Source organism: Persicobacter diffluens (genome assembly GCF_036244895.1).
Classification (GTDB): domain Bacteria; phylum Bacteroidota; class Bacteroidia; order Cytophagales; family Cyclobacteriaceae; genus Persicobacter; species Persicobacter diffluens.
Window position 1 is genome coordinate 1267925 of record NZ_BQKE01000001.1, and the last position, 20264, is coordinate 1288188.

Sequence of the window (20264 nt, forward strand, 5' to 3'; positions counted from 1 at the left end):
TATTAATTTTCTACTGTTTGGACTTCGTTTCTTGGCTTGATATCCAAATTGTTGAAATCTACCAGATCTACCAATTGGCTAAGGTCATCGTCATAGGTGACCTTCACAAAATCTCCTTTTTGGGTGACCGGAAGCTCGTTGGAAATCATGGTATTACCGATGAAAATGCGGTCTTCCGCTCCCGTAAGTACCAGATAGAAATTCATATTGCCATTTCTTACGTCACTACCGACCCTTAATACTTTAGCTTCTAGCTGCAGGGTGTTTTTATTCTCTGAAGGGATATTGAGGTGTCCCTTGCTATTGACTGCATTCTTGTAGGCGCGTAAACATTCCTTGATATTATTGCCAACGCCAACAATGGTGTAATCTTCAACAGAAACCATTCCGATCATCTTTACTAATCCGCCTCGGTCTTTCAAAGACATCACATAGGTGGGAATGCCATTAATATTATAAGTCACCGGAAAGGTGACGCCATACCCTTTCTCCTGGACTTTTCCTGCGGCAGAAGACATAGCAGCCGTTTCTGTAGCGCCGATTTGTTGGAACCAGGTGGCGTCTTTGCTGCGGGTATCGATCAACATGAAGCCTACGGTCCCCTGGTCAGCTCCCACGGAAGTTAATCCTGTGTACCAATAGCTTTTGCCATCTGCGCCAAAAACTAATGACATCCCTTCAGTTGGCTTCAGCTTGTTTTCATTAGAGAAATTCCAGTAACCCTGTACAAATTCGCCCCAGTCGGATAATTGTTCTTTTACAAAATCATAGGGCTGAATGCGATCCACCCATTCCGGTGTTTCAGTGATGGTGTAGGCTTGTTGAGCTCCGGTTTCCGGATTTACGATGATGGTTCCAATAGCTTCTTTGCCTGAAAAGCCCACTTTCTTTTCATATTGGGTGATTACCCAATGAGGGCAACCCTTTTCATCGATTTCAAAAGTGTAATCAGTATAGCCCTTAGAGGCATAGCCATTGAAGAATAAATGACGTTTGAGGTTGTCTCCAAAAAAAGCATTGGGCTGATACCTGATGTTGAGCGGGCGGCCATCAATTTCCTGTACGAGGCGGACGTCACGTTCATTGGTGGCAGATACCATTACATAGCCTGGAGTTCCCTGCCTGTTGTCTAACCATTTGAAGAATCCGGAGTGAAGCAAGGGGGCTACCCAATAAAGTTTTCCCTGAAATTGCTGAATAGTGAACTCTCCCAGGTCCACCTGACTGCCCAGGGCAGGCTTGGCGCCCAAAATTTTATCTCCTAAACGTTCTGCTACAGCCTGATCCACCGTTCGGATTTCCTCCACAGAAATGGGGGAGATCTGTTTGGCGAAATTATCTCCCTCTTTGACTTTACCTAATAATACCTGATAATCATCGGCATGTATGATAGGTGCGGTAGAAACGAAAGAAACGATGGTGAGGTAACTGATCACGAAAAAGGTGATCAATAAGATGAATCCGGAGAATTTTTTCTGTGGGGCATTACCCTCTACTGCTCTGCTTACACTAAAAAGAAGTAATAGTACGACCACCAACAAGAAGGGAAGTCCAAAATAACCATAGGCAAAGGTGGGTAAGAAAAAATAGATACCAGTTCCCAGGGTTAATAATGCAATGATGCAGAGAATAATAAAGATCATAGATAATAATTAGCAGAATAAAAAGTTTAAGAGCTTAAATTAAAAAATATTGGAGGAGGTTGGGTTAAATAAAATTAAATTTTTAAAAGGAATTTGGAATAAAAGAGGTTAATCATCGAAGGGTGATATGAAAAAGGCCATCGAAATAGGATTTTCGATGGCCTTTTGGCTTAGGTATTGTCGGAAACTAAAGCCGAAACTACTAAACCTGACTTATTCACCTCTAGATTTATTAATTCGACCTAACGATGTCACTAATAATTCTATGAGATTGGATTCGTTGATTTTTTATTAGCTCAAATTAGAGCAAGCTTGCTTTTTCCTCATTCCTCTACCTCGTAGGAGGAAACTCGAAATTGGCAATTATTCCTTCGTTTTTCCCGCCATGCAGGTAAATGAGGTTTGTGGAATACATAATCCGGCTCCAGTTCGTATGGAATGAAATCCAAAAGGGTTCATCGAAGCATTTTCGCTAGAATTGTTTCGACGATCTCCCCAAAATCAGTCTTTTTGAATGAGAGCGTGTTTAAAAGCCAAAATTCACAGCGAAAATTTGAAGTATTACTGAAGCGATAAAGGATTATTTGGAGAGAATAGCATCGCTATTTTTGAGAAGTTATCCAAAATCGCTTCCAATAATTCGAATTATTAGCCGGATCGTGTGCTTTTAAACATGCTCTCATATCTTGACTTCTATAAAGCAGATAACGAAATAATTCAATTTTCATTATATTATAGCTTGTCAGCAAAAAGGAGTAAGAACATATGCTCGAAAGATGGCATTATTGTCAATCTAGCAATTTAGGAAATCCCCTTTTTGCCCAAGCTTTAGAGTTAGAACAGTACCTAAGAACGTGGGAACTTGCCCTCGATTCAGTATCAATCATGAGAAAAGACGATGAAGATTGGTGACAAATTGAGTATTTATTAAATCGTAAAGGACTATGGAAATCAAGTATGTAGCAGGCGTTGATATCGCCAAATCAGATTTTAAGGTCAGCCTGGTTTTAGGTTTCTCGGATCGTGAGCCAAAGGTTTTAGGCAGTAGAAAATTTAAAAATACGGAGAAAGGCTTTGATGAATTAGTTTCGTGGGCTGCTAAGAAATGTAAATTGGATTTGCCTTTAAGCTTTGTCATGGAAGCCACGGGAAATTACCATGAGAAGCTCGCCTGGTACTTAAATCTGAATTCACACCGTTTGAGTGTTGTACTGGCGAATCGGGCAAAATCCTATATGAAAAGCATCGGGCATAAAACTAAGAATGATAAAATGGACGCCAAAGGTTTGGCCTTCATGGGTGCTTTTCAACATCTGAAAGAATGGGAGCCGATGAGTAAAGACCTCTACCAGCTAAGGGGACGTACCCGCTTATTGGAAGATTTGCTAAAGGTAGAAACAAGCTTGAAAAATAGAATGGAGCATGCTAAGCACACGATGATCATTGTCGAAGAGGCTCAGCAATGTCTGCAAGAGGCGATTGATGCGATAGAAACACAAATTTCTAAATGTAGAGAGCAGATTAAAGAAGTGGTTCAGAAGGATCCGGAATTAGCCCGAAAAATCGAATTCTTAACTTCCATCAAAGGGATCGGCCCCATCACAGCAGCTACCATAATTGCAGAAACCAACGGATTCTTGTTATTTGAAAACCTACGGCAACTTACCAGCTATGCAGGATATGATGTTCAGGAAAATCAGTCTGGTCAAAAAGAGGGAAAGACTTCAATCAGTAAAAAGGGAAATTCACACATTAGAAGAATTCTACATATGGCAGCATTGAATGTCGTTAAGCATGAAAAGGGCGCATTTAAAGCGCTTCAGGAACGGATATATAAAAAGACAAATATCAAAATGAGGGTATGTGGCCGTGCAGTCCAAATTATTAAGGATAATGTATACCCTCTGGCACAATGAACAGCCTTATGACAATCAATATCATCGAAATTGTGCCAGGACAGTCGAAGGCGATCAAAGTCTCTTGTTCGTAGAACAGAAGGTTGCCTAAGGAAAAACGGGAAGTGCCCCCATCTACGGGCGGGCATAGAAGCAATCGGCAATCTTTAACCATTGATCCGATAATCAATCCCTAAGAACAACTATAGGCTTGCCAATAACAATCTTTAGGAATTAACCTGAAGATAATAATAAAAGGGATAATCCCCCTTAAAATGGAAGTAGCTGCCTTAAAAAAGACAGCTACAGAAGGTAGACGTAAACGCCTCCTTTGAATTTCAAATATATTAAAATAATTCAATTCAAATATTTGCTTTTTTAGACAGTACCTGAATAGTGTCCGCTTATCATAAAACGGCTTAAGCTGTTTGATTTTCATTTTGCCCTTTATTGGGCACTTTCCTAGGCCTGAACCTCAGCGCTAACCTCAATAGCTTGCAGAATGTCGGCCATAATGTCTTGAATATGTTCCAGTCCGCAAGAAATACGGATAAGTCCGTCGGTTATGCCTACGTTCAGTCGTTCTTCCGGGCTTAGCTTCGAGTGCGTGGTAGAGGCGGGATGCGTGGCAATGGAACGGCTATCCCCTAAGTTGGCGGTAAGGCTCAACATTTGCAAAGCATCTAAAAAGCGTCTTCCCCTTTCTACTCCTCCTTTGATTTCAAAGGATACGATTCCGCCACCCAGCTTCATCTGCTTTTTGGCCAATTCATATTGTGGGTGAGAGGGAAGGTGCGGATATTTCACCCAGTTAATTTCTTCATGTGATTCCAGCGTTTGCGCCAAATCCAGTGCATTGGCACAGTGGCGCTCCATTCTGATGGCCAGGGTTTCCAGGGATTTAGAAATGATCCATCCATTAAAGGGAGATAATGCGGGTCCGGTATGTCTACCGAAGAATCTAACCTTCTCAATAAGTTCTGCCTTTCCCAAGATTACCCCCGCAATGGTTCGTCCCTGCCCGTCCATATATTTGGTTGCGGAATGGGTAACGATATGCGCCCCAAGCTTGGCTGGATTCTGAAGGTAAGGCGTAGCAAAACAATTGTCCACATTCAGGATAATACCATGTTTATTGGCCAGCTGCGCCAATGCTTCCAGATCCAGAATGTCCAAAGCAGGATTGGATGGAGTTTCTACGAAGATCATCTTGGTCTCCGGACGAATATGTTGCTCCCATTCTTCAATAGGTGTGCTCACGTCCACATAAGTATGAGAAACGCCCCATTTAGGTAAAATCTGTGTCAGAATTTGATGCGTGCTTCCGAAGAGTGATCGGCTGGCCAATACATGATCTCCCTGACCAACAAATGCCGCCAAAGAGGTAAACATCGCCGCCATCCCGGAAGCTGTTGCAAAGCCGTCTTCCGTGCCTTCCATAGCACAAAGCTTTTCCACCAATTCATTGTTATTGGGATTGGAATAGCGGGTGTATATGTCGCCTTCCTTTTCATTGGCAAATTGAGCGCGGGCATCTTCTGCATCTTCAAATACAAAAGAGCTGGTCGTATATATAGGAGCGGCATGTTCTCCGTGCGGGCTTCTGGCCGTTTGGGTACGAATTGCCTTCGTTTCGAATTGTTGATTGTCCATGTCAAATAATCATTTTTGCGAAAGCAAAATAAAGCTTCCTCAAAAGATAGCACCAAAATTTCAGCCTAATGGTGAAAAAAGGCTAGGAGGCTGTTACTGTTAAAACTTCCTTTGGGAAAAAGAAGAATTTCTATTCAAAAATTTCGAAGGTATAAGTGATTTTGGCCGTTTTGGAAAGCATGATTCCTACCGAGCAATACTCCTCATTAGAAAGCTCAATGGCTTTGGCGACTTTACTCTCATTCAAATTACCCCAAAGTTTATAGTGTAAATGAATTTTTGTCCAGACGTTGGCCTTTCCCTCAGGTTCACGTTCTCCACTTACGTCTACTTTTAGGTCTTTTAACTCCTGACGCTGCTTTTTTAATATGGAAATCACATCAATAGAGGAACAACCGGCTACCGCAGCCAGTAGCAATTGCATCGGGCGCATCCCTTTGTTTTCACCTCCAATTTCGGGCGAACCGTCCATTTCTAAAGTGTTGCCATCAGCATTTTTAGCCTCCATATGGTAGGCATCATTGATTCTATGAAGCTCCAGACTCATAAGACAAATTATTTGGTTATTGTAGTATGAAATGTTCGTAAAAGTAGAAAGCTTTAGGCATTTTTGCATAACTTCATGCCGAACCATTTAAATAAAAACTAAATAATCTATAACCATGAAAGAAATAACAGTACAGGACTTAAAGGCGATGAAAGATGCCGGAGAGGATTTCCAGCTGGTAGATGTTCGTGAAAATCATGAGTATGAGTTGACCAATATTGATGGGGAATTGATCCCTTTGGGAGAGGTAGCGGCCCGTGCTGATGAAATCTCCAAAGATAAGAAGGTGATCGTGATGTGCCGTTCCGGTAAAAGAAGCGCCACCGCCATCGAATATTTGGAGGATAATGAGGCTTATGATAATTTGTACAATTTGGTTGGCGGTATTTTAGCATATGGCCGGGAAATTGACGATAGCATCGTCCAGTACTAGAATAATCTAACGATTTTGGGTGCGTAGAAAGGCGCGGGTTTCCTGAAAAAGATTTTTTTCGCTTAGGGAATCAGCCGAATTAGCATTAAATTAAATCGTTGATCTTTTGATAATCAGCCTGTTGTTTAGTGAGGTGCTTTTGTGGTTATTTTTTCTGATAAAAATCAGTGATGCATCTTAAGGAAAAACCACATATCTTAGTGTCTTCATTTTGAAACAGGCTTCAATAAATATATGCTTTTGGAATTTGAAAAACCCATAGTCGAGCTTGAGACCAAGCTGGCAGATATGAAACAACTGGCACTGGATAGCGGTGTAGATGTTTCCGATGCGGTCGCCAAATTAGAGGAAAAGATTGAAACGCTTAAGACGGAGACTTACCGTAACTTAACGCGTTGGCAGCGTGTGCAGCTTTCTCGCCACGTTGATCGCCCGTATACCTTTGACTACATCCATGAGATCACCGACGAGTTCATTGAGATTCACGGAGACCGCGGAGTAGCAGATGATAAAGCCATGGTAGGTGGATTTGGTCGTATTGGCCAGGAGACCTTCATGTTTATCGGTCAGCAGAAAGGTAGAAATACCAAGGAACGTCAGGAACGTCGTTTTGGTATGCCCAACCCTGAAGGGTACCGTAAGGCTTTGCGCTTGATGCGTATGGCGGAGAAGTTCAACAAGCCGATTGTTTGCTTGATTGATACTCCAGGTGCTTATCCGGGATTGGAGGCAGAAGAAAGAGGACAGGGAGAAGCAATTGCCCGTAACCTGAAAGAGATGTTCTCTTTGAAAGTGCCGGTAATTTGTATTGTGATTGGCGAAGGAGCTTCGGGTGGTGCTTTGGGTATCGCCATTGGAGACCGCGTGATGATGCTGGAGAATACCTGGTATTCTGTGATTTCTCCCGAATCATGTTCTTCCATTCTTTGGAGAAGCTGGGAGTTCAAAGAACAGGCGGCTGAGGCATTGAAATTAACAGCTGAAGATATGCAGTCCTTTGGATTGGTGGATAAAATTATCCCGGAGCCATTAGGAGGGGCGCATACGGATCTAAAAGCGATGTCCAAGATTCTGAAAGAGGAAATTTTAAGTACCGTTCAAGAATTGAGTGCTATGTCGGAAAGCGATCGCATTATCCAGCGTATCGACAAATTCTCAGACATGGGCGTGGTAGTGGAATAATGAATATTTTCTAATTATATTGAAAAGCCGTATAGAGTGATAAACTCCATACGGCTTTTTTTATTTTTTATTACAGCAGAGATATGAAGATACATGCGGTAGATACCGGAGATTTTAAGTTGGATGGTGGCGCCATGTTTGGGGTGGTCCCTAAGTCCTTATGGAGTAAAGCCATTGCACCGGATGAGAATAACATGCTTCCCATGACCATGCGTTGCATGCTGATTGAGGAAGGTGATCGTAAGATATTAGTGGATACCGGCATTGGTAATAAGCAGTCGGAGAAGTTTTTTAGTTTCTATTTTCTTTCGGGAGAGGGATCTCTTTTGGGCTCTTTGGAAAAGTTGGGGGTGAAGCCGGAAGAAATTACAGATGTTTTCTTTACCCACTTCCATTTCGATCATGCCGGAGGAGCCATTATTCATGTGGGGGAAGAAAAGCAGCCTGCTTATCAATTCCCGAATGCTAAGCATTGGACTTCAAAGGGGCAATGGGACTGGGCAACGGACAATCCTAACCCAAGGGAGCGCGCTTCCTTTCTTCCGGAAAATATATTGCCCCTGAAAACTTTAGGACAACTTCATTTTGTGGAGGATGGACACGATTTGCCCTTTGAGATCGTATTTTGTGATGGGCATACTGAAAAACAAATGTTGCCTAAGTTGAAAGTAGGGGATCGCACGGTGGTGTTTATGGCTGATTTGCTCCCAACAGCAGCCCATGTGCCTCAGGCTTGGGTAGTAGGCTATGATACACGCCCTTTATTGACCATGGATGAGAAGCATACCTTTTTGCAGGAAGCAGCGGAAGGAAATTACTTGTTATTTCTGGAGCACGACCTGGAGTGGGAGGTTTGTACCGTGAAAATGACAGAGAAAGGCGTTAGATTAAATGAACGAATGAGCCTGGCTGAAGCTTTGGAAGGAGTAGAAATGGCTTAGCTTAACAAAGATTTTGGTTTGAATAATAATACTTAAATAAGCCAACGACATAAAAGGGGGTAGGACATCATAAATAGTGCTACTCCCTTTTTTGTCTTTATTTTGGTCGTATTCGTTGCAATAAATAAAGCTCTTTGGCCTGGGTACATGGAAAATTAACTCCAATTTTTCAGTGCTAGACTTAGTAGCTTATCTTAAATGTCTTATTTTTAGCTCAATAAGCATGTGTTTGCTGATTTATGGAGAGTCCAAATTTGGGCAAGCTTGCTTTCTTCTTATACTTATTCTTCTGCTACATTGGAAAAAATTTGAATGAGAGAACTTTTCCATCATTCTTCTCCTCATGCATCTAAGTGAGGATATAAGCAGGAACAATCCGGCTTAAATTTTATAAGGGGCTGTGGGGTAGATAGAAATTTTGGAAGGCTAAAAAGGGTTTTGGCGGTGAATGATAAATAATTTAATTGAGGTCGGTAGGTAAACACATATTGAAATAGGTTGTTATAACTGTAAAAGCCATACAATCATGAAAATTTTCAAGGGACAGGATCTTATTGCCTTTACAACGAAATTCCCATCAGACTTAGAGTGCCAGGAATATTTAGCGGAACAAAAATGGGACCATGGTTTTACTTGTAGAAAATGTGGCCATGGAGCAAGTCAGGTTCGGAAGAATCACGCTCGTACCTGCAATAAATGTAGCCATACAGAATCACCAACGGCAAATACACTTTTTCACAAAGTTAAATTTGGTATTAGAAAGGCATTTTTTATTTGTTTCGAAATGTCTACATCGACTAAGAGTTTTTCTGCCAGATATATGGCTAAAAGGTATTCAATCACCGAAAAAACGGCGAGAATGTTTATGCACAAAGTTCGGGAGGCAATGAAATCAAGTGAACAACATCCGATGCAGGGTACTGTCCACGTTGACGAATTTGTGATTGGAGGAAAGGAAAATGGAAAAATAGGCCGTAGCTATCATACCAAGAAGAAAAAGATTGTTTGTGCACTTGAATTAACGGAGGATTTAAAAGTGAAACGTATGTATTCGATGAGAATAAAAGACTATTCCAGTAAGGAGTTGAGGCAGATTTTTGATCGTCATATATCACCAAATGCAAAGGTTACAGCAGATGAATGGAGAGGGTATGATCCAATTGCTGAAGATTATTCATTGACCCAGATTAAAAGTGAAAATGGAATGAATTTCAAAGCATTACACACGATGATTCACCAGGTCAAATCTTGGGTTCGAACAACCTTTTCATGGGTGAGTAAAAAGCACGTAGATCGGTATTTAAGTGAATTCAATTACCGATTAAATCGCTCACAAACAAAAGAAACGATCTTCCATAATCTGATTTCGAGAATGATTAGATCAGAAAAAATCTACCAGACTCAAATTTTATGCACCTAACTATCGACCTCTGTAATTTAATAGATATATCCAGTATGCAGGGAAACGAATTTATCCATCACCAAATGCTTGAAAATGCTTCGCATTATGCAGCTTTTAGTTTGGGGCAAGAAGGGGGGAATCCTGCTGGCGTTTTTCAGGTCTCTGATTTGATTTCTGATGCTGAAATGTTGTCGGTCGCTGATAAGTTGGGCTATTCGGAGACGGCCTTTATTATGGGGCGAAATAAGGAATGGGAAATTCGGTATTGGTCCCCCAAAACGGAAGTCCCTTTTTGTGGTCATGCGACTTTGGCCGCAGGGGCTCATTTGGCATGGGAGCAGGGAGCGGGTAATTTTTTATTCCAAACGAAGGCCGGTCAGGTGAAGGTACAGGCCCGCATATTGGAACAGGGTCAGTTAGCTGGGGTTTCATTTCTTTCTCCTCCTTGCCATCATCGGCCGGCAGAGGCTTCCTTGGTGAGGAAGATGATGGATTTAAGTGATCTTTTTCCAGGGGATTTGGATCGGAATCAACAGCCGGTAATTGCAAATGCAGGGGCCAATCATCTTTTGATATTTATTAATTCTCGCGCTAAACTTCAGGAAATCGAATATGATTTTGTGGGAGTCCGAAATCTTATGTTGGAAGAAGATCTGTTGACTATTAGTCTGCTATTCAAACAAGACAAAGCTTTATTTTATTCCAGGAATCTCTTTCCTGTGGGTGGAGTTTACGAAGACCCGGCAACTGGTGCTGCCGCTGCCGCTTTGGGTGGTTTTTGGAGGGCTAGATATGAGCCTACTTCCTTTTCTTTTAAGATATTACAGGCGGAGCACTTGCCCACCGCCTCCGCATTGGAGGTGAGGTATGATACGCAAACCGGAAATGGGGTTTGGGTGGGAGGAACAGTACGAAAATATAGTTGTACCCCAAAAAATCAGCCCAATTAACCCGAATATTCGCTACCTGATAAAGAGATTCACACTAAGGGGTTAATGTCCGTGAAATGCGATTAATCTTTCAGCTGTTTAAATAGCTCAAATTGTATTAAGCTTGTTTGCTCAATTTCATCGGTCAGTTTGGAAAAACTCTAAATAGGGAGCGATAACCTCGTTTTCTACCGCGCAGCTAAAGGAGAATTTAAGTATCCATAATTCCACCTAATTAATTTTTTCAAAGGCATTTTTCAGAAGTGAGGTAAAAGAAAAAAGCACGGTATCCATCAGGCTACCGTGCCACCTTTCTGATAAACAGAAAGAAAAAGCAATCATTAGAGAATTAGGAGTTATCTCGCGAAAGATATTTGGCTCTTCAGCCAGGGCTCCTCCTTCGCCCAATTAAACGAACTAGGAATCAAAAGTTATCTTGGAGTGACTTCCGTCGCAGAAGGGCTTATTCCCTGAAGCTCCACAGCGGCATAGTGCACCTTTTTTTAATTTTTTCGTGTTTCCATCTGCGCCAATTATTTCACATTCTCCTTCAAAAAGAATGGGTCCACCCTTCACCACCGTCATTTTTGTCGAACTATCGATATTTACAGCATTGCTTCCAGCGACTTTAAAACTCAAAGCTCCGGATGGACACTTACCTACCTGAGCTCTAATTTCCGCTTCAGAAGCTCCATCCACATTTATCCAAGGCTTGGCGTTAGGATTAAAAACGCTTCCCAATCCATTTACACAATTCGCAGAGTGCGTACATAAATCGGGATTCCAAATGACAATGGTATTACCTTTCTGATATTCTTTGATGGATGATGGCATAATTAGGGATGAATTACAACAATATTTACGTCTTGCTGGAAAAAGTGGTTGTTTAAATGATTCAATATTTAGTAAATTCTTGTGTGATATAAACCCAAGATAAACTTCCCAAAATGAAAACTTCGAGCCCAATTGAGCAGATTGTTCATATGGATAGCCTGATGATTCCTCTTCGGCATCACCGTCTGCATATGAAAAGAATTTACCAAAATCAGAATGGGCCGGTGGCCTTTGCGCTTCACGGATCAATGGAAAATGGTAGGATTTTTTACAATGAAAAGGGAAGAGGGCTGGCTCCCTATTTGGCCAAGGTAGGTTTTGATGTTTTTGTGCCCGACCTTTCCGGCAGGGGGGGCAGTATCCCAAAAATAGCAAAAGGTTTTGAAACGGATCAGCACCATGCTATTGTGGAGGAGCTTCCGGCATTACTACAAGAGGTGCAGACTTTGCGCCCCAATTGGCCCATTCACTTTATCGGGCATTCCTGGGGTGGTGTTTTGTTACTTTCTTTATTAGGGAGGTTTCCTGGTTTGCCCGTGAGTAGTCAGGTATATTTTGGGAGTAAGCGCTCTCTTTTGGTCAGGAATATGGAACGATTTTTTAAAGTCGATTTGTTCTGGAATCGTCTTTTTAAATGGTATAGCCAACGAAAAGGCTATTTCCCGGTAAGGCAATTAGGCATAGGGGCGGATGATGAACCGCTGCAGTATTATTTGCAGGTGGTCGAATGGGTTCGAAAGAGTCCTTGGTGGGATCCGGTGGATGGTTTTGATTACCAGAAAGGCCTTAAAGCGCAAAAAGTCGCCCCGACGCTCTACCTGGCAGGGAAAAGCGATAAGGTATTGGGCCATCCGGAAGATGTTCGACGATTAATGGAGGAGGTTGGAGGAGAACAGGATAAATTTGTTTTGCTCTCCAAAGCCAATGGTAATTTAAAAGATTATGGTCACGTGGATATGTTGACTGCCAGAGAATGCCTTGAGGATCATTTCCCTATGGTGGTGGAGTGGCTGAAAAAATGGGAGCAAAAGTCGGAGCAGATGTAATAATATCTCGTTATTTTTTAGGTGATAAGTGCGACAATTCGTGGATTCTTCCTATCTTGAAAATTGAAAATACCAGGAGGTGCTCCATCATGACAGGGGGGCCTTTTGGGAATTGAGGTAGAGCTTTAAATTTACTCCCTGCATGAATCATTTTGCAAACAACTTAAAATACCTGCGTAAAACTCAGAGGCTTACACAGGAGAAGTTTTCCGTAATTATTGGGCTGAAGCGATCAACATATAAGGATTATGAAGTAGGAAAGACCAAGCCGGACTTCGCAGTGCTGACCAAGATTGCTGATCATTACAGAATTACCATTGATGAGCTCATCAGGGAAGATATCATGGCAGTGGGTTTGGAGAATCTGTCCTCTCAGGATAAAAATTCATTGCAAAAACCGTTGGATCGTGTTCTGACGATTTCTCTCGATAAAGAGGGGAATGAAAATGTGGATTTTGTCTCTACGGAGGCCAAAGCAGGTTATCTGGAAGGATATAATGATCCGGAATATTTAAAGGATCTACAAAAAATTGCGATTCCTAATACTCAAAATGGGACTTATCGTGCCTTTCCGATCAGTGGGGATTCGATGGAACCCTATTTTCCAAACGGATCCATTTTCGTTGGAAAATATGTGGAGAATATAGATTACCTCAAGCATGGAAAGACTTACGTTTTAGCGACTTCAGATGATGGCGTGGTCTGTAAGAATGTGGCCAAGGCGAAAGGGGCTTCCGATAAGATGATGTTTTATTCTCTGAACCCGATTTATGAACCCTATTTTGTGGATTTAACTTCCATAAAAGAAGCCTGGGAATTTCATGCCCTGATCCAATTTGATTCGCCATCCGACACCAGCCTGGTCGAGAAGATTTTGGACCACGTTGGCGCTTTTGATGCGTAAATTTTAAATATTTGATTGATAAATAACCTTCCATTCGGGAGGTTTTTGTTTTTTGTGGCAAATGCTAAAAAAAATCGCCTGACTACCACATCAGGCGATACAAACTAAACTAATCGATATGAATAACGTGATTCAATCGCGTAAATACTTTCATAGGCAATTACATACTTTCTAATTATCAAAGGAATATGTGATATTTTTTGTTTTTGAGACGGTTAATAATTTGCTTTCTAATCTTATTTTTCTATAAAATGCAGAGTTTTATCCTGATTTAGTTCAAGCAGATTTCTTTTTAGGGCTTCCAACAACCATTGCCACCCCTAGGAGAATGACCAGGCCACTATAAGCAGTGCTTAAATCCATTTTAGGGACATTTAACCACTGAAGTTCGTAAAATTGCATCAATGCCAAAACTGCAAAGGTGATGACAGGGTTCAGGGTGATAATCACACTGACCTTATTCGCTTCTGTATATTTCAGGGCTTCCGAAAGGCAACCATAGGCCACCAGTGTGTTGAGACCAAGAAAAAGCATTAATAACCATCCAAAACCGTCCAAAGCAATAAGGCTGTTAAATTCCACAACCGGAATATAGAGTAAAGTTGGTAGGCCATAAAGAAATAGATTGAGTTGTTGTGGGGGATAAGTTCTGACCAACTGTTTTTGAAATAATGCATAAACCGCCCAGGTGATGGCCGCTCCCACCACCCAAAGTGCTCCCAAAAGGAAAGTCTCCTCCTGTCCTACAAATAGGGCTGTGATTTGATGTCGGTAAAAAAGGAAAAATCCGATGGAGACTACCCCAAAACCCAAAAGTTGTACATTGCTGAGCTGCTCTTTAAAGAAAAAGACTCCTCCCACTGCTAGCAACATCGGCCCCATCTGAATAATGACCTGAGCGCCTGCTGGAGAAATAATGTCGATCCCCATCGCATAACCTAAATAATTAAATGAAAGGCATAGGGCTGCCATAATTAGAAGAAAAGGGGGGCGTAGGAGAATTTTGAGCTGTGCAGGCTGGCGGAATCCTAAAAACATTCCCAGAATAAGGAAAGCGATGGAAAAACGCACCCAGATGATAGAAGAAGGCGGGATGTATTGGGTGGCGAATTTAATAGCCAAGGCCAGAAAGCCCCATAAGGCGGCAGTTGTACAGGCAAACAAAATTCCTTTTTTATTATTGTTTTTTCCCATGGAAATTATGTTGTAGATTATGTAGGATTTTTGACACAATTATTGAAAAATAAAGGTTGTTGTGCAAGAAAATGTAAGAGTAGGCCAAGAAAAGACTTGTTTTTTGGACTAGAAAAGGCATAAAATAGCCTGATTAGGTTTTTTTTGGTAGAAAATTCGCTTTATTTCAAAATATTTAGCTAGGATGCACTAATCTTACTTGAAGTACCCTTTTATGGGTATATGATAGGAAAAATGCCTATTCTGCCTTTAATTTGCAAAACAGATCGTTTTGTTTTTTAAGGGACGCTGGGAGATTATAAAGAACTTTTTACCTTGGCATGGTCAAGGTTTATTATTGGGTATGGATAAGGATCAATTGACAAAAGACAACACAGAATTAAAGGACCAAATTCAAGGGTCGCGAACAAATCAGCAAAAAATGCAACGAAAAAGACTGTGGATTATTCTGGTAACGGTAGCCCTGGTAGCCATTACATTGGTAACTACTTTTCAGTTTAATCGTCAAAATCGTGAATTGAATGAAAATAAGGCAGCATTAAGGGCTTCTTATGAGTCATTGGATTCTATGCACACTTTATATGAGGATCGGATTCAGGAGATAGAGGCGCTGAATGGACAGTCCGAAGAGTTGTACAGAGCAAAAGTGCAGTTGGAATCTGAGTTGGATCAAATTGCCGAAATTTTGTATTTGTTGGATGGCCGTCAATTGCCAATGAGGGAGGGACAAAGTCTGACGATGGAAGGTGAGGAGCAGGATCCGGAGTCGAAATATTCTCCAGAACAGCGAAAAGACATGATTGATAATGCCTTGTCGTCTTTAAAATACAAGTTAGTGGAGTCTCAAAAGCGTTTAAAAGGCTATGAGCAGCTTTTGGTAGTGAAAGATGAAGAGATTTTAAAACTGAAGACGGTGAATGAAGGCTTGTTGGTGGAAAATCAGGAGCTGAAGACCAAGCAAAATGATATGGAGGCTAATTTTAAAAGCCTGAACCAGGAGAAGGAAAAAATTTCCGAGAAATTGGAACTGGCTCAAAAGCTCAGAGCGAAATCTATAGTTGTGGAAGGGTTAAATAAACGAGATAAAGTTTATGAAAATCCTTTCCGATTGCGTCAGTTGGATTTCTTACGCGCTACCATTGTTTTAGATATTAATGAAGTGGCCAATGTGCAGGGACATCAGGTTTATTTCCGTTTAATTGATGGAGACGGGCAGCTGATTATGGATCCGGATGGGACTTCAGGAGAATTTAAGGTGAAGGATGAATTAATGGTTTATTCATTACATCAGGAAATTCTTTTTGATAATACGGGCCAAACGATTTCTTTCTTACTTCCTAATAAGGAAATCTTTGAGAAAGGAGAGTACAAGGCAGAGTTTTATATAGATGATTATTCAATTGGGACGGTTCCGTTCCGGGTAAGATAAAAAAACAGTGAAGCCGATCATTTGATCGGCTTTTTTTTGGAATGGGTTTTCTTGACTACCTATTTCTCACCGATTGCGTGCCGCTATTCAAGTTGAAAAAAATCTTTTCCAACCATAGGCGTAAAGCTTTCCTCGGAATTAGTGCGAGAAAGAAAAACCTTTTAATTTGCACTGTACTTTTTTGAGCAGGGTGTAAATTCCCCGCAATTGGACGACATAAACACAAAGTTATGAATCAGGATGTAATGAATCTGGAGCCAAAAATGCTCTGGAGTAATTTTGAAGCACTGAATGCGGTACCTCGCCCCTCTAAGAAGGAAGAGCGTGTAATTGCATTTTTGCTTGACTTTGGAAAGCAACATGGCATAGAGACCATTCAGGATAAAATAGGCAATATCATTATGCGTAAACCTGCTACGGCAGGATATGAAAACCGAAAAACAGTGGTGCTTCAGTCGCATATTGACATGGTGCACCAAAAAAATGCAGATACCGACTTCGATTTTGATAGTGAAGGCATTAAGTCATTTATCGATGGCGATTGGGTAAAGGCAAAGGGCACTACTTTGGGAGCAGACAATGGCATTGGAGTGGCGGCAATGATGTCGGTGCTAGAGGATAATACCCTGGAACACGGACCGATTGAGTGTTTGTTTACCGTAGATGAAGAGACGGGCATGACTGGGGCTTTTGGCCTGGAAGGCGGCTTGTTGCAGGCAGAAATTTTGCTGAACCTAGATACGGAAGATGAAGGAGAGTTGACCATTGGCTGTGCCGGTGGCGTAGATACCACAGCGACCAAATCGTACGTTCAGGAGCAATTACCGGTAGGTTATAAAACTTACAAAATCTCTTTGAAAGGCCTAAAGGGAGGTCATTCAGGAGGTGAAATTCATTTGGGCCGGGCGAATGCCAATAAATTGATGAACCGTATTTTGTGGTTTACCCACGGCTCTTATGGTTTGCGCATTCACGAAATTGATGGAGGTAGCCTAAGAAATGCCATCCCAAGAGAATCTTTCGCAGTGGTTGCGGTGTTGGCGAATAAGGCTACCGCTTTTGAAGCGCATGTAAAAGAGCAGGAGGGGATTTTCCAGGCAGAATATGCTAAAGCTGATGGCGGTATTCAGGTTGTGCTGGAGGAAGTGACAACCAATGGCCCCGTAATGGAATTAGAGTTCCAAAAACAGTTCATCAACGCGATTCAGGCCTGTCCAAATGGCGTTATTCGCATGAGTAATGATATAGAAGGCCTGGTGGAGACTTCAACTAACCTGGCCAGAGTTTCGGCCAGAAATGGGGAGTTAGAAGTGCTGACGCTACAGCGTTCTTCCGTGGATAGTGGGAAAGATGATGTGGCCCGTTCAGTAGGCGCACCTTTCCGTTTGCTGGATTGTAAAGTAACACACAGTGGTTCTTATCCAGGCTGGGCACCGAACCCCGCTTCTCCGGTATTGAAAGAAATGGAGACACTTTTCAAGGCACAATTTGGTTATGATCCAACCGTAAATGCAGTACATGCTGGCTTGGAATGTGGCATCATTGGAGAAGCTTATCCCGGGATGGATATGGTTTCTTTTGGACCTACCATTAAAAATCCTCACTCTCCGGATGAGATGGTGGAAATTGCTACGGTGACCCGTTTCTGGGATTATTTATTAGAGATTCTAAAAAATATTCCGGCAAAAGGATAATGCTTTAGCTGACAAAAAATAGAGAAGCATCACTTCGTCGTGGTGCTTTTTTTTTGCCTATTAAATTTGCACTTAACATAAGCCGAATGATGGATCGCCAGATTCAATAATACTAACAAGAGATCTTACTTTTACCCGAATTATTCACTGACAGATTCAGGAGGGTATCTTAAAGGGTTAGTTTCAATTCGATAAGGCTGTGTTTGATGATTTGTTATAAGCCCGAATTTGGGTGCTATTGCTTTTTTCTCATTCATCTGCTTTGTTGGAAAAACTCAAAATAGGAGAAATTCATTTATTTTTCCTGCATTGCAGTTAGTGGAGTATTTAAGCCTATAAAATTCAGCTTAAGTGCATTTTTTGGGGGAATAAAAAAAGGCCAATCGTTGAAAGATGGCCTTAAAAGGTTGATTGGTTGGTCGTAATAGTTAAGAAGGTATTTAAAAGCCAACATTTGCAACCGGATAGTGTGCTTTTAAATACCCTCTAACTGTGTTTTGAGAAGGAAAAGGGATTCTGATCTTTAAATAAATGAAGATAAAAATCCAGATTATCCTTATTGATTTTTTTGTCCTGAAGGGAATTATCAATCGCTTTCATTCTTTTTATCAATTTCTTCGGGGATTCACTTTTATTAAAAATATCCCCAGTGTTCATATCCAGACAATATTCGACTTTTTTAATGTCGTGATAGCCAGGATCAACTGAGGATCCCATGGGTCGTCCTCCGGTGGAAATTCCTCCTGCCATAGCCGGCCCAAAAGCGCCTACGCCAAAGGAAACAGAAGGGCCACCATAGCCGCCTGTGGATTTTTTCCCTCTTGGCTTTAGCGACATGGTATAGGCCATCAATTGGCTTTCCATATGGTATAATTTACATAGATACAGCATCGCATTTTTACCGGAAGTTCTGCTGTGTGCTTTGCTAACGATATAAGTACGGTCTCCAATTGTAAGCCCCCAAATGGTATTTAAATCAATGGGTTCAAAGGGCGCTTGTTGTCCTAAAACCAAATTGTCGATTTTCATCATGGGGTTATTGGTTTGGATAGCAAGGAGTTGTTGGCTCTCCGTACTCAGGGCATTGAGAGAAATCTGCGGGCGGTTATGCTGAAAATCCTCAAAGCTTAGATAAATACCCTCTTCTAAACCACTGGCAAAAGCTTGAGTCGCCAGGCATACACATAAAACTAGATAGCAAACTAACTTTTTCATTTGATCTTAAATTTATGTAGGCTATGTGAAGGCGTTCAGGATTTACTGTTAACAAATGTATAAAAAAACGCCCAACAGGCCATCTGTCAGGCGAATATTCACATGAAAATGATTAGACGATCGGGAATTAGGAAAGTCGATTTTTATAATCATCATAACCAAATTTCCGGATCAGTTGAAACTGACCATTTCGGTCGATCATTCCAATGGATGGATGCTGCACGCCATTGAAAGTGGTCGTTTTCACCATGGTATAATGAATCATATCTTCGAAAATAATGGTGTCCCCAATGGCCATTTTTTGGTCAAAACCATATTCTTCCATAAAGTCTCCGGCCAGGCAGCTGCCTCCCCCAATACGGTAATGGAATTTTCCGCTATTGTCCTCATGGGCATTTCTGATGGCCGGGCGATAAGGCATCTCCAGGCAGTCCGGCATATGGGCAGTAAAGGAAACATCCATGATCAGGTTTTCAAAGCCGCCGTTTTCAACCACATCCATGACCGTGGATTTTAGAAATCCGGTCTCCCAGCCAAAGGCACTTCCCGGTTCCAGATAGACTTTCAATTTCGGATATTTGGCCCGGAAATTTTTCAGCACCCGGATTAAATGGGCATGATCGTAGTCTTTTTTTGTCACTAAATGACCACCTCCAAAATTCACCCATTCCAGTTGGTTAAAAAAATGCCCATATTTTGCTTCAAAGGCAGCGATCACCTTCTCGGTGGTGAAACTGTTATTTTCGCAAAGCGCATGAAAGTGTAAGCCTTTAATGCCTTCCGGCAGACCATCTGCTAAATGCTTGGCTTGCATGCCCAGTCGGCTGGTAGGGGAAGCTGGATTATACAAATCTGTTTCAATCTCGGAATATTCAGGGTTTACCCGCAGTCCGGGAGACACCCCTGCTGCCAGGCTTTGTTTTTTAAACCTTTCCCATTGACTTAAAGAATTAAAGGTAATATGAGAAGAGTAGGAAAGAATTTCTTCAATTTCAGAAGGGGAATAAGCGGGCGCATAGGTATGTGCTTTGTTCTTCATTTCTTCGAAACAAAGTCTGGCTTCATGCAGTGAGCTGGCCGTGGAGGTATTGATATATTCCCGAAGAATTGGAAAACTGCTCCACATGGCGTAGCCCTTAAAGGCCACAATAAATTCTACTTCCGCTTGATCCATAATATGGCGAATGATCCGGAGGTTTTCCCGTAGTTTCACTTCTTCCAGCACAAAACATGGAGAAGGTATTTGGTCCAAAATATTTTCCATTGCTAGTTTTTAGCCAAAAAAAGGGCGAAGCCTGCGCCTGCCCTTTTTAGAAATGTTTT

Annotated in this window: 17 protein-coding genes; 10 read left to right on the forward strand and 7 right to left on the reverse strand. The window is 41.6% G+C overall.

The window, feature by feature from the left end:
* Positions 1-2 precede the first annotated feature (2 nt).
* Positions 3-1643 (reverse strand): hypothetical protein, encoded by a 1641-nt coding sequence (locus tag AAA970_RS05335; RefSeq protein ID WP_338236234.1) that lies wholly within the window; start codon positions 1641-1643, stop codon positions 3-5.
* 944 nt (positions 1644-2587) lie between these two features.
* Between AAA970_RS05335 and AAA970_RS05340 the strand changes: the two genes are divergently transcribed.
* Complete coding sequence (locus AAA970_RS05340) at positions 2588-3559, forward strand: IS110 family RNA-guided transposase (protein WP_338236235.1); 972 nt, start codon at positions 2588-2590, stop codon at positions 3557-3559.
* A gap of 441 nt (positions 3560-4000) precedes the next feature.
* Here the strand turns inward: AAA970_RS05340 and AAA970_RS05345 are convergent, their stop codons facing one another.
* Both AAA970_RS05345 and AAA970_RS05350 read right to left on the reverse strand, forming a co-directional pair.
* Positions 4001-5191 carry a trans-sulfuration enzyme family protein gene (locus AAA970_RS05345; RefSeq protein WP_338236236.1) on the reverse strand — a complete coding sequence of 397 codons (1191 nt, stop codon included), beginning with the start codon at positions 5189-5191 and terminating at the stop codon, positions 4001-4003.
* Positions 5192-5321: 130 nt separating this feature from the next.
* Positions 5322-5738, reverse strand: coding sequence for an OsmC family protein (locus tag AAA970_RS05350; RefSeq protein WP_053404405.1), 417 nt, complete (start codon positions 5736-5738; stop codon positions 5322-5324).
* Positions 5739-5853: 115 nt separating this feature from the next.
* Here AAA970_RS05350 and AAA970_RS05355 point away from each other — a divergent pair, with 115 nt between their 5' ends.
* The 5 genes from AAA970_RS05355 (at position 5854) to AAA970_RS05375 (ending at position 10646) form a co-directional block, all read left to right on the forward strand.
* Positions 5854-6171, forward strand: a complete 318-nt coding sequence (locus tag AAA970_RS05355) for a rhodanese-like domain-containing protein (protein WP_338236237.1) — start codon at positions 5854-5856, stop codon at positions 6169-6171.
* A gap of 234 nt (positions 6172-6405) precedes the next feature.
* The gene (locus tag AAA970_RS05360) at positions 6406-7353 is read left to right on the forward strand and encodes an acetyl-CoA carboxylase carboxyltransferase subunit alpha (RefSeq protein WP_053404407.1); all 948 of its coding nucleotides are present in this window, start codon (positions 6406-6408) and stop codon (positions 7351-7353) included.
* An 83-nt stretch (positions 7354-7436) separates the two neighbouring features.
* Complete coding sequence (locus AAA970_RS05365) at positions 7437-8294, forward strand: MBL fold metallo-hydrolase (RefSeq protein WP_338236238.1); 858 nt, start codon at positions 7437-7439, stop codon at positions 8292-8294.
* 526 nt (positions 8295-8820) lie between these two features.
* Positions 8821-9714, forward strand: a complete 894-nt coding sequence (locus tag AAA970_RS05370) for an IS1595 family transposase (protein ID WP_338236239.1) — start codon at positions 8821-8823, stop codon at positions 9712-9714.
* Between the two features lie 35 nt (positions 9715-9749).
* Positions 9750-10646, forward strand: a complete 897-nt coding sequence (locus tag AAA970_RS05375) for a PhzF family phenazine biosynthesis protein (protein ID WP_338236240.1) — start codon at positions 9750-9752, stop codon at positions 10644-10646.
* Between the two features lie 396 nt (positions 10647-11042).
* On the opposite strand, the gene AAA970_RS05380 is transcribed toward AAA970_RS05375, so the two are convergent.
* Positions 11043-11459, reverse strand: coding sequence for a (4Fe-4S)-binding protein (locus AAA970_RS05380; RefSeq protein WP_338236241.1), 417 nt, complete (start codon positions 11457-11459; stop codon positions 11043-11045).
* A gap of 113 nt (positions 11460-11572) precedes the next feature.
* On the opposite strand from AAA970_RS05380, the gene AAA970_RS05385 reads away from it, so the two are divergent.
* Together AAA970_RS05385 and AAA970_RS05390 are read left to right on the forward strand one after the other, a co-directional pair.
* The gene (locus AAA970_RS05385) at positions 11573-12505 is read left to right on the forward strand and encodes an alpha/beta hydrolase family protein (RefSeq protein ID WP_338236242.1); all 933 of its coding nucleotides are present in this window, start codon (positions 11573-11575) and stop codon (positions 12503-12505) included.
* Positions 12506-12647: 142 nt separating this feature from the next.
* Positions 12648-13409 (forward strand): XRE family transcriptional regulator, encoded by a 762-nt coding sequence (locus tag AAA970_RS05390; protein ID WP_053404412.1) that lies wholly within the window; start codon positions 12648-12650, stop codon positions 13407-13409.
* A 276-nt stretch (positions 13410-13685) separates the two neighbouring features.
* Here the strand turns inward: AAA970_RS05390 and AAA970_RS05395 are convergent, their stop codons facing one another.
* Positions 13686-14603: a DMT family transporter gene (locus AAA970_RS05395; protein WP_053404413.1), complete on the reverse strand. Its 918-nt coding sequence runs from the start codon at positions 14601-14603 to the stop codon at positions 13686-13688.
* 421 nt (positions 14604-15024) lie between these two features.
* Between AAA970_RS05395 and AAA970_RS05400 the strand changes: the two genes are divergently transcribed.
* Together AAA970_RS05400 and AAA970_RS05405 are read left to right on the forward strand one after the other, a co-directional pair.
* Positions 15025-16032 (forward strand): hypothetical protein, encoded by a 1008-nt coding sequence (locus AAA970_RS05400; protein ID WP_338236243.1) that lies wholly within the window; start codon positions 15025-15027, stop codon positions 16030-16032.
* Between the two features lie 230 nt (positions 16033-16262).
* On the forward strand, positions 16263-17726 hold the full coding sequence (locus AAA970_RS05405) for an aminoacyl-histidine dipeptidase (RefSeq protein ID WP_338236244.1): 1464 nt from the start codon (positions 16263-16265) through the stop codon (positions 17724-17726).
* A 486-nt stretch (positions 17727-18212) separates the two neighbouring features.
* Here AAA970_RS05405 and AAA970_RS05410 read toward each other — a convergent pair whose 3' ends face one another.
* Entirely contained in the window at positions 18213-18941 is a 729-nt protein-coding gene (locus AAA970_RS05410) for a hypothetical protein (RefSeq protein ID WP_338236245.1), read from the reverse strand.
* 127 nt (positions 18942-19068) lie between these two features.
* Positions 19069-20205: a carboxynorspermidine decarboxylase gene (nspC, locus tag AAA970_RS05415; protein WP_338236246.1), complete on the reverse strand. Its 1137-nt coding sequence runs from the start codon at positions 20203-20205 to the stop codon at positions 19069-19071.
* Positions 20206-20264: the final 59 nt, after the last annotated feature.

Excerpts from the sequence above, each read along its gene's own strand:
- AAA970_RS05340 (WP_338236235.1), top strand. The coding sequence starts at position 2,588 with ATGGAAATCAAGTATGTAGCAGGCGTTGATATCGCCAAATCAGATTTT.
- AAA970_RS05390 (WP_053404412.1), top strand. The coding sequence starts at position 12,648 with ATGAATCATTTTGCAAACAACTTAAAATACCTGCGTAAAACTCAGAGG.
- AAA970_RS05380 (WP_338236241.1), bottom strand. The coding sequence starts at position 11,459 with ATGCCATCATCCATCAAAGAATATCAGAAAGGTAATACCATTGTCATT.
- AAA970_RS05335 (WP_338236234.1), bottom strand. The coding sequence starts at position 1,643 with ATGATCTTTATTATTCTCTGCATCATTGCATTATTAACCCTGGGAACT.
- nspC (WP_338236246.1), bottom strand. The coding sequence starts at position 20,205 with ATGGAAAATATTTTGGACCAAATACCTTCTCCATGTTTTGTGCTGGAA.
- AAA970_RS05365 (WP_338236238.1), top strand. The coding sequence starts at position 7,437 with ATGAAGATACATGCGGTAGATACCGGAGATTTTAAGTTGGATGGTGGC.
- AAA970_RS05395 (WP_053404413.1), bottom strand. The coding sequence starts at position 14,603 with ATGGGAAAAAACAATAATAAAAAAGGAATTTTGTTTGCCTGTACAACT.
- AAA970_RS05360 (WP_053404407.1), top strand. The coding sequence starts at position 6,406 with ATGCTTTTGGAATTTGAAAAACCCATAGTCGAGCTTGAGACCAAGCTG.
- AAA970_RS05410 (WP_338236245.1), bottom strand. The coding sequence starts at position 18,941 with ATGAAAAAGTTAGTTTGCTATCTAGTTTTATGTGTATGCCTGGCGACT.
- AAA970_RS05355 (WP_338236237.1), top strand. The coding sequence starts at position 5,854 with ATGAAAGAAATAACAGTACAGGACTTAAAGGCGATGAAAGATGCCGGA.
- AAA970_RS05345 (WP_338236236.1), bottom strand. The coding sequence starts at position 5,191 with ATGGACAATCAACAATTCGAAACGAAGGCAATTCGTACCCAAACGGCC.
- AAA970_RS05375 (WP_338236240.1), top strand. The coding sequence starts at position 9,750 with ATGCAGGGAAACGAATTTATCCATCACCAAATGCTTGAAAATGCTTCG.
- AAA970_RS05400 (WP_338236243.1), top strand. The coding sequence starts at position 15,025 with ATGCAACGAAAAAGACTGTGGATTATTCTGGTAACGGTAGCCCTGGTA.
- AAA970_RS05370 (WP_338236239.1), top strand. The coding sequence starts at position 8,821 with ATGAAAATTTTCAAGGGACAGGATCTTATTGCCTTTACAACGAAATTC.
- AAA970_RS05405 (WP_338236244.1), top strand. The coding sequence starts at position 16,263 with ATGAATCAGGATGTAATGAATCTGGAGCCAAAAATGCTCTGGAGTAAT.
- AAA970_RS05350 (WP_053404405.1), bottom strand. The coding sequence starts at position 5,738 with ATGAGTCTGGAGCTTCATAGAATCAATGATGCCTACCATATGGAGGCT.
- AAA970_RS05385 (WP_338236242.1), top strand. The coding sequence starts at position 11,573 with ATGAAAACTTCGAGCCCAATTGAGCAGATTGTTCATATGGATAGCCTG.